Source organism: Vreelandella sp. L-15 (assembly GCF_056857635.1).
Map to the genome: position 1 here is coordinate 1 of NZ_JBSXNN010000070.1, position 7,946 is coordinate 7,946.

9 protein-coding genes are annotated in these 7,946 nt (G+C 54.7%); 4 read left to right on the forward strand and 5 right to left on the reverse strand.

What is annotated here, in order from left to right:
- Window positions 1-144: 144 nt before the first annotated feature.
- The gene (locus AC13CY_RS10710) at window positions 145-303 is read left to right on the forward strand and encodes a hypothetical protein (RefSeq protein ID WP_253557326.1); all 159 of its coding nucleotides are present in this window, start codon (window positions 145-147) and stop codon (window positions 301-303) included.
- Window positions 304-332: 29 nt separating this feature from the next.
- Window positions 333-554: an SH3 domain-containing protein gene (locus AC13CY_RS10715; protein WP_253557327.1), complete on the forward strand. Its 222-nt coding sequence runs from the start codon at window positions 333-335 to the stop codon at window positions 552-554.
- Between the two features lie 44 nt (window positions 555-598).
- Here AC13CY_RS10715 and AC13CY_RS10720 read toward each other — a convergent pair whose 3' ends face one another.
- The 5 genes from AC13CY_RS10720 to AC13CY_RS10740 form a co-directional block, all read right to left on the reverse strand.
- Window positions 599-1,189 carry a DUF6927 domain-containing protein gene (locus tag AC13CY_RS10720; protein WP_253557330.1) on the reverse strand — a complete coding sequence of 197 codons (591 nt, stop codon included), beginning with the start codon at window positions 1,187-1,189 and terminating at the stop codon, window positions 599-601.
- A 137-nt stretch (window positions 1,190-1,326) separates the two neighbouring features.
- Window positions 1,327-4,041 carry a DEAD/DEAH box helicase family protein gene (locus AC13CY_RS10725; protein WP_253557331.1) on the reverse strand — a complete coding sequence of 905 codons (2,715 nt, stop codon included), beginning with the start codon at window positions 4,039-4,041 and terminating at the stop codon, window positions 1,327-1,329.
- Window positions 4,038-5,903, reverse strand: coding sequence for a site-specific DNA-methyltransferase (locus AC13CY_RS10730; protein ID WP_253557332.1), 1,866 nt, complete (start codon window positions 5,901-5,903; stop codon window positions 4,038-4,040). Before AC13CY_RS10730 ends, AC13CY_RS10725 begins: the two co-directional genes overlap by 4 nt.
- A 287-nt stretch (window positions 5,904-6,190) precedes the next feature.
- Window positions 6,191-6,586 carry a DUF6573 family protein gene (locus AC13CY_RS10735; RefSeq protein WP_253557333.1) on the reverse strand — a complete coding sequence of 132 codons (396 nt, stop codon included), beginning with the start codon at window positions 6,584-6,586 and terminating at the stop codon, window positions 6,191-6,193.
- On the reverse strand, window positions 6,579-6,932 hold the full coding sequence (locus tag AC13CY_RS10740) for a hypothetical protein (RefSeq protein WP_022524285.1): 354 nt from the start codon (window positions 6,930-6,932) through the stop codon (window positions 6,579-6,581). Before AC13CY_RS10740 ends, AC13CY_RS10735 begins: the two co-directional genes overlap by 8 nt.
- A 147-nt stretch (window positions 6,933-7,079) precedes the next feature.
- Here AC13CY_RS10740 and AC13CY_RS10745 point away from each other — a divergent pair, with 147 nt between their 5' ends.
- A complete protein-coding gene (locus tag AC13CY_RS10745; protein WP_483052497.1) occupies window positions 7,080-7,595 on the forward strand; it encodes a hypothetical protein in 516 nt (171 codons plus the stop codon).
- 78 nt (window positions 7,596-7,673) lie between these two features.
- On the forward strand, window positions 7,674-7,946 hold a 273-nt coding region (locus AC13CY_RS10750), incomplete at its 3' end, for a transposase (RefSeq protein WP_483052498.1).

Consider the following 7,946-nt stretch of genomic DNA (forward strand, 5'->3'; position numbering starts at 1 on the left):
GTCGAGGAGGATGCTGACGGTCATCCTTACTTTGATGCCATCGACTCTGCCAACTTCGGGCGTATTGCTGACGATGATGTGGTGACGCACTTTGCCGAAGTGAAGGCTCCGGCCATCCCTGCCAATTGATCGAGGAAAACAGCGATGAACCGTAAAATGCTTATGAATCTCCAAGGTATGACGTTTACCGAGCAGGGTGCCCGCGACTATTACGGCAGTCGGTTTGAGACTACCGAGTTGGTGTGGGTCACTCTCGATGAAGAAGGCGAAGTGGTCGAAGGCAAGTCCGACGACTGTGTATAACAAACAGCAAGGAAAAGAGGAGAGGCCCGATGGCAAGCCACACTACTGGTAGACACCGCTACGCACGCGGCCCTGTAACCGAAGATATGAAAAAGAAGCTGATAGTTCGGCTCCAAAATGATGAAGATTTGGAGCTGTTGGCAGATGACATCATCGAGGTGATTGCCGTGGCCAGAAATGATCCTGATGGTTTTCGAGCCGCTAACCGCGAGTTAGACAGGTTGGCCAGCTTCAACACTGAACAGTCATAGGAAAAGCCCCATGCTGCGAACAGCAGCAGAGGGGGCTGAAAGGTTTATGCGAGTAATTCAGCATCGTCGAGATGCTTTGAGGTAAGCCTCACGAACGAGGAATCCCCTTCTGGCCTGAAGACGTTTCGACGCCGGGGCAAGTTCACCTTGGTGAACGTGTCGGTTTCCAGACCACCAACGAACCGCACCTTGTACGGCAGCTTGATGCGATCGCCCTCTTTCAGTTGAGCACGACGCCTCTTCCTCTCGGCATGCTTGCGGCAGCGTTCGCGCCAGTCGCTGGCCCACTTCAGAGAGTCACCTGTTACCACCCCAAGGCGCTCCAGCTCGTCAATCGGCGTGAGCAGCTTCAGGATGCCTGGAGGGCACTGGGACAACACAGGCCCCACGGTCTCATCCATCGACTTGTAGCAGAACTCACCCTGGGCGCTGCTAGTTTTGGCGACCGCAGCGATCGTGAAGACCACCGGGGACTCGCCCTCCATCTCACCTTGCTTGGTGATCTGGACCGCAGCGTAGTAGGTAGAGCCCACAAAGCTCGACTTCAGCACAACATGGGAACCACTCCCGCTGGAGTAGTTGTCATCCAGGTAGGCTTTCCGGTCGGCCGGCATCGGCATGCACATAGTACCCATGATCTATCTCCTCTCTCATTCCTGCGGGATTGCAGGTCTCACAGGGAGATAGGGGGCGCCCTGACACCGCCAGCCTCGATTTCGCATGCGAAACTGGGCGCACAACAGGGACGGTCTCGGTGGGCCTCATGCGCTGTTCAGGATACCGTTCCAATCGTCCGCTTGAACTCCTCGCGCATTGCCGCAAGGTCTGCAAAATCAACCTCTTCCCCGATACTGCCGTCCTGATTGATGATGTGGTATCGACCTCCATCCTGGGTCAAGAACATAACCTTTCCATAATGGGGAGGGGTGTGACGGGCTTTCCGAATCGCATCCTTGATGTCGTGCTTCGTCTCAACAAGGCGCTGTATAGGCGTATCGCCAGGAATGTGAGAGAGGCAGACTACAAAATCAGGGTAAAAGTAGTTTTTGTGATCCCCGCGGACCACGCGAACCGCATAGCGCTTTTTTTCAGGATTACGGAACCACCACGATATGAAATCAGCACGGTCCAACGCTTCTGCAAAGCGAAGCTCATCGCTATTGAGCGCGAAGGTGAAATCAAAACGGGCCGTGCGAAATTCTCGGTCCTGTAGGTTCCAGCAGGAAGTGTCCATCAGCCGCTGGGCATCGTACTCAAGGTGCTGATCCAGCTCCCCGAGCTGTTGTGAGTCAGGCGGCAGGACGCCATACAGATGCTTTTCTGAGCCCAGTAGCGGCACTCCTTCAGCAAATAGCAAAGCATCGGGCAATGGCTCCGCATCTGCCGTTTCAGCGTGCTCAGCAAGCGCGGACCAAAAGGCCTCTGCCAGCCTCGACTCGCTGGCACGGATGAGCCAGTGAGCAGCATAGCGGCACATCCGCTTGATGGTGGCGTCATCAACATCCTGATCGGCATCCTCAAGGGCCTCTCGAATGTGCGGCTCAGTTTGCCTGGCCATAACGCTGACAAGGATCTTGCGGTCCTCCTGCTCAACATTCGGCAGGCGTGACATGACTGCATTTGCCTGCTTGGCCAGCGCATTACGGTCTATCGTAATACGAACCGATTGAGTTGATACCTTCTGCTGAGTTAGCTCGACGTGACGCTCGACCTCTTTGAGGCGGTCTCTCGCTGCCAGCTGCGCTTCGCGCATCAGGCCTGGAGAAATCGTAACCTGGGTCGCTGCTCGTTCCGTGATTTTCGCCATATCAAGCGCACTGGGGCGATTCTCACGCTTCATTGAAATTGGCACCTGCGGGAGATGGCGGCGGCAGTGGTAAAGCCGAATACCATAAGCCCGCAGACATTCTTCAAGCTCTTTCTCAGTAGAAGCATCTTGCGGCGAGGGCCGCGGTGCTTCTTGATCACCCTCCACGATGGTGTCCAACTCATCATCAGTAAAAAGGGCTCCCTGGGGTTGCTTGCCAGTGCCGGTACTACTGCTATGACGCCTTTCGGCCCCAGTGCCTGAAGCATCCCCGGGTGAACCACCGCCCTCCTGGCCAAGGGAAGTGGGAGTTTCAAAAGCGTAGGAGAGGGGCTTTTGCCTGGTGGGACGGTTCGTGAAGGCCTGGGCGCCGGACTTGGTGTGCCTCAAGACCATCTTTTCGGTTTCACCTTCAAGCCGACTCTTGACGGCCATAGCGCTATTCACCGCAGCCTGGTAGCCCGCTTGAGCTTCGGCATTAGCCAAATAAATATAGGCCGTATTGAGTTCTGGAGGAATGTCATCGACATCCGTGAACGCATGCCGGATAGGCTTTGCCACCCGCATGACTCGGCCGACATATTGCATGGCGAAGTCTTGATCATTGACAGATTTTGTTGTCGCCAAGACAGCTGCGCGAGGAGCATCAAAACCTGTTCCAGCAGACTGCTTAAATATCAATACTTTCTTGGTGGTGTCATTTGCGATAGCAGACATCATGACGGGATCTGGTGCATCAGCTGAATGCTTCCCAATCGCATGAGGCGACACTCCACACTCGTGCATCAGGATCTTCTCTGCGGCCTCAATGGTTCCTTCACCGTTCTCGACCTGAACCAGAAGCAAAGGCTCCATCACGATGCCAATCTCATCCAGCTGACGCTGAAGAAGCATATTCCGACGCCAAGCCTGCTTTATCACGGTAACTTTCAAGTCGGCTACATCATGAGTGGCTTGCCCAAGCTGATACATTACGGCCTCGATATAAGCCTTGTTCAGCCTGGCCTTTACCACATCAGAGCGACTTACGCCAAAGGACTCAAAGCTAGATTTTCCGGCACTCGACAAAAACTGGTTGATCCTCTGGCTTTTGGGTGTGGCGGTCGCCATAGCAAGGTAGTTGGGAGCCAGCCACTTTATAAAATGACCGAACTCAGTAGCTTCATCCAAAGCTATATGCGCTTCATCAATGATCACGCCGATTTCATAGCCCAGTGAGCGAGCTAAGCCTATGAACTCAGCGGGCGTTCGTGCGCTCTCACCCCCCCCCATGTCATAGCCTGCCTTACGCCAGCTGGCGCGAGAAACGCCACTTGTTGTCGACAAAAGCACTTGACCTGGAGATGGTTGCTGGTTGAGCCCATTGCTTAGGAGCTGACCACTCAGCTCTGTAGCATTGGTTGCCAGGGCATCCAGTGTTTGCTGCAACAACGTCACATAAGGAACAAACCATAACCAGATCACGTCATGATTTGTTGATACATTCCCTAAGACACGCGAGAGTATAAATGTCTTCCCTGATCCAGTGGGCGCCCTGAGCAAACACGGCGGCTCACCGCTACCCTGAATGGTATCAGTAATGTTGTTGATAAGAGTTGTCTGAAACTCCTCAGGGACAAGCAACGCACCTTGCCCTGTGGTAATTTCCTCTGAAAGTGAGCGCGCCGCGGGGAGGGTCATTGGGCAACCTCCTCAACGGCTTTCCTAACACCTTGAGCGCGGCGGAAGGCATCATCCAGCGGATAGGATTCGACTGTGCGCGTCTCTTCAACAGCGCTGCGCACCGAGTCCGGGCGCGGAGAATAGACAATAATGCGCTCCGCAGGCCACGAGGCCAGGCGGGATAAGACATCCTCTGTGACACGGCGACAAACCAGTATGGCCGCGCTGCTGTCGTCTGCGGCAACCAGAATGTCGTCGTCGCTTGAGTGTTGCCGGATCTGTCTCAGCTCACGCAGCGATACGAGAGCGTGAGCATGCTCAGCCTCACCTTCAAAGTCGAGATCCGCTTCTTCCACAAGATCAAGCGTGAGATAGGCAAAGTGGCGAGGTAGGCCGTCTTCCATTTTAAGCTCCTCGCTGACAGCCCGTAGCCGCTCGGCGCATACATCACGACATACATTATGTTCGGAACGCCTAGGCGTAGCCTCTGTGCTCGAGCAGAGAATGTATCTCCTATTTCCACCATCCTGCTGATTGAGACGAAGAACAACCTCACCAGTTGTTCCGCTCCCGGCAAAAAAATCGAGCACAATATCGTCTTCGCGCGTTGATTGAGAAAGCAAAGTTCCGATCAGAGAGGGGGGCTTTGGATATGGAAAGGCATTCTTCCCCAGAAGCTCTCGAAGACGCTTGGAGCCTTCATCAGTAGTGCCAATTATTGGCATATTGGAAGATATATCTACGGTATCTCCCTCTTGCCGCGGAGTAAGCCAAGAAGATAGAGGCTGAGTCTCATTCCTCAACCCCTCTTTATATTTTTTAAGAGCCGGTCGCCCATAGCCGACCCTCTTCCCCACCCAGAAATCCAAGTCACTCATGTCCTCAGTTAGCAGCGGAGTTCTCTTGGAATGCGGTATATCATCTTTCCTTATCGCTTCGATAAGCTCAGATTTTGTTGAAAAAATTTCGACCCTCTGGTTGGGCGGAAACCATACATCCCCATCGGAAATCATATCTTCAATGACTTTACCTCTGATTCTCTGACCATCTTCTACCTTTTTTCTTGTTGCGTAGGCCCACACCCTTGACGGGTTGCATGGGTAATAAATATCTTCATCTGGATCATATATCGGATAGTACGTATTGGGGCGCTCAGACTTTGTGTGTGCCTTTGTTAGATCACTCAGACGAAAAACACCTTTCTCATCTTCGTATCGATACATTGAATAACTTTTCTCTTCGCCAGAAAAGCGAAAACCCGAATTAGCGTAGACCAAAACATGCTCATGATTTGTCGATAGAAAAGCGCCTTTCGTATCATTTCCGCCGGTCCGGCTTCGCCACACAAAGCTGCCGACACGCCTCCCTGGCATCGCCTCTTCCAGGAGCATGTCCAAGCGAGACCTGTTTTCGTCATTTATTGAAACAAACATGACCCCATCTGGCGAAAGGAGGTCTTTTGCAATCAGTATTCGCCGGTAAATAAATTCCATCCACTTGGAATGGCGCCAACGATCGTTCTTAGAAACATATGAATCATTGTATACCCAGTCTTTTTCTCCTGTATTATAAGGAGGGTCGATATAGATCGCTTTCACTTTTCCACGGTGCGTAGCACTAAGGAGGCGAAGTGAATCAAAATTATCACCCTCAATAACAAGATTTCCCGTGCTATCCTCATGAGGCAGATGCGAGACTTCTCGATCAAGCCGGGGAAGCACTATATTTTTATTTAGAGCCTTGTCGTGCTCGATGGCATCTCGCTCCCACGAAACACCAAGCCGTTTCTGTGTAAGCTCTTTCGCAAGCCAGGCCTTCAGCTCCTGGGCGCTCAGCTGGTCAAGTCGTGAAAGGAGTTCTGTTCGTTTGGTTGTCGTCATGATCCGTTCTAACCCTGCTCCGCGGCAGTGCCGCTCCTAGTGTCCTTCGTATGTTGAGGAGAACCCTACCACACGCCAAGAAAACAGCACCTCCTCACATCGCATCAGCGTCGCTCGCCTGCTCCATGGCGCCAGTTTCGCATGCGGAATTCCTGACGCTACACTCTGGCCAAGGTGGCGACTGTCTGTATGCCCCGGCCGCATCGCCACGATCGCATAAGAAAACCCCTGACAGCACAAGGCTGACAGGGGTTTGAGGGAAGAGGATGGAGCATGACGCGAGCGCGTCAGTCCTCCCCGGGAAGCATGATCGTGATCACCGGCTCAAGGTTGTCTCCAGGGCCTATGTGCATCACGGCACGCTTGGGAACAACCCGTGGGCCGTTCTCCAGCGGTTCCATGACTCTCACCGTGTACTCGACTACGGGCGAGTCTCGCTCCTTGCGTGCGGCATGAACCGCGAGCGACAGAACATCCCACAAGCGGCCTGCCTCATCTTGAAGCGGGCCATGTGGCCTAGCAGCTTGGTCCCAAGCCACCAGCTCATGCCAGGCAGCAGTGGTCAGGGCGACAGGCACCTTGAACCCTGCTTCCTTGGCGGCTTCGTTGACTTCGATCAGATCCCCATCTGCGATGGCATCGCTACGGGTATACGAGTGGATCAGGTCAGTAGCCTCAAACATGAGCACGCACCCCCATGGACTGAGCTGCAAGGAAGGCTTCCATCGGCACTTCCGTCATGCTCCAGGAAGGCTCCCAGGCACCTTGGCGCATGACAAGGCGCGTCAGTCGCTCAGTCGCCATGCCAAGATCCCAGCGCTTGCAGCCGCGGGCGGCAAGGCCGCTCGCTACATGCTCAACCTCCCAGCACCACGGCGCATCAAGATCCACGCCGTACCGCACCTTGAAGGTTTGGCCATCTACTCGCACCACAGCGAACACGCCAGGCTCAGTGCCCAGGTACTCTCCGTGGTTCCCGTTCTTGCGGGTGAAGACAACGGTTTCCAGACGATCGCCGATCGTTTCCATGATTGCTTCTCTCTCTTGGTTCTCTCACATTCCTGCGGATGCAGGTCTCAAGAGGAGGTAGAGGCAGGACTGACACTCGACCGGGAGCGTGGTGGTAAGGTAGCGGGTGCAGTTTCGCATGCGAAATCGGAGACAGAGCGACACACCATGCACCCTCCTTCTGAAGGCCTCAGGGACGACTACCAAGGCGCCAGCATCAGCGATGACAGGGTGATCGAGGTCTGGCATCCGAAGTGCTCGGATAGCCCCGACCCCGTAGCACGACTTCTCATCCAGCGCAGCGAGCAGCAAGTGGGCCAGGATCGACAGCTCACGCTCACGGTGAGACGCATCGGCGAGCATCCCCTGTTTGGCATCAATCAGTTCTCCTGGTCTGCCTGCTACTCGCCGGGTAGCAAAGGGGAACCGGAGCGCATCAAGCTCACTGACGGGGAATGCAGCCCTGGTGGAGACATCATTCTCCGCATGATCGATCTTCTTGGTCACCGCGTTGGCACATACCTCATGGCAAAGACCGTCGCATGGGCCAAGCATTGGCCCACCGCAGAGGTCATGCAGATCAAGCTGTCCTGGGAAGACGAGAAAGAGGGGTGCTGGGGAGGAGGCAACAAGGAGAGGCGAGATCGGTTCTATGAGCCCGCCTTATTCATGAGGCCGACCTGAAAACGAAGATAGCGGATGGTATTCTCTTGAGAAATCAGAACGTTCCGGCAAGAATCTGAACCAAGAGAGCCATCCGCTATGGGTGAAAGCCTATCCACCTGGACGCCCTCATGCAACGGCGCTGTCCGTGTTGAGCTGAGCGGCCAGCGCACTACCAGCGACAGCGGCGCTCTGCTGTTGCGTGAGGCCCTCGACAACAGCGGCGTGATTGAGGCGCTGGAAGACAATCTGGTCGATCGACGCCACCCGCTGCGCATCCTTCATTCGCTGGCCAGCCAGTTGCGTACCCTGGTGCTGCAGCGTGCGATGGGCTGGATCGACCTCAGCGATACCGACACGCTGCGCCGTGAT

Bases quoted from the DNA above. Each gene is read 5' to 3' on its own strand.
- AC13CY_RS10710 (WP_253557326.1), top strand. From the start codon at position 145: ATGAACCGTAAAATGCTTATGAATCTCCAAGGTATGACGTTTACCGAG.
- AC13CY_RS10715 (WP_253557327.1), top strand. From the start codon at position 333: ATGGCAAGCCACACTACTGGTAGACACCGCTACGCACGCGGCCCTGTA.
- AC13CY_RS10720 (WP_253557330.1), bottom strand. From the start codon at position 1,189: ATGGGTACTATGTGCATGCCGATGCCGGCCGACCGGAAAGCCTACCTG.
- AC13CY_RS10725 (WP_253557331.1), bottom strand. From the start codon at position 4,041: ATGACCCTCCCCGCGGCGCGCTCACTTTCAGAGGAAATTACCACAGGG.
- AC13CY_RS10730 (WP_253557332.1), bottom strand. From the start codon at position 5,903: ATGACGACAACCAAACGAACAGAACTCCTTTCACGACTTGACCAGCTG.
- AC13CY_RS10735 (WP_253557333.1), bottom strand. From the start codon at position 6,586: ATGTTTGAGGCTACTGACCTGATCCACTCGTATACCCGTAGCGATGCC.
- AC13CY_RS10740 (WP_022524285.1), bottom strand. From the start codon at position 6,932: ATGGAAACGATCGGCGATCGTCTGGAAACCGTTGTCTTCACCCGCAAG.
- AC13CY_RS10745 (WP_483052497.1), top strand. From the start codon at position 7,080: ATGCACCCTCCTTCTGAAGGCCTCAGGGACGACTACCAAGGCGCCAGC.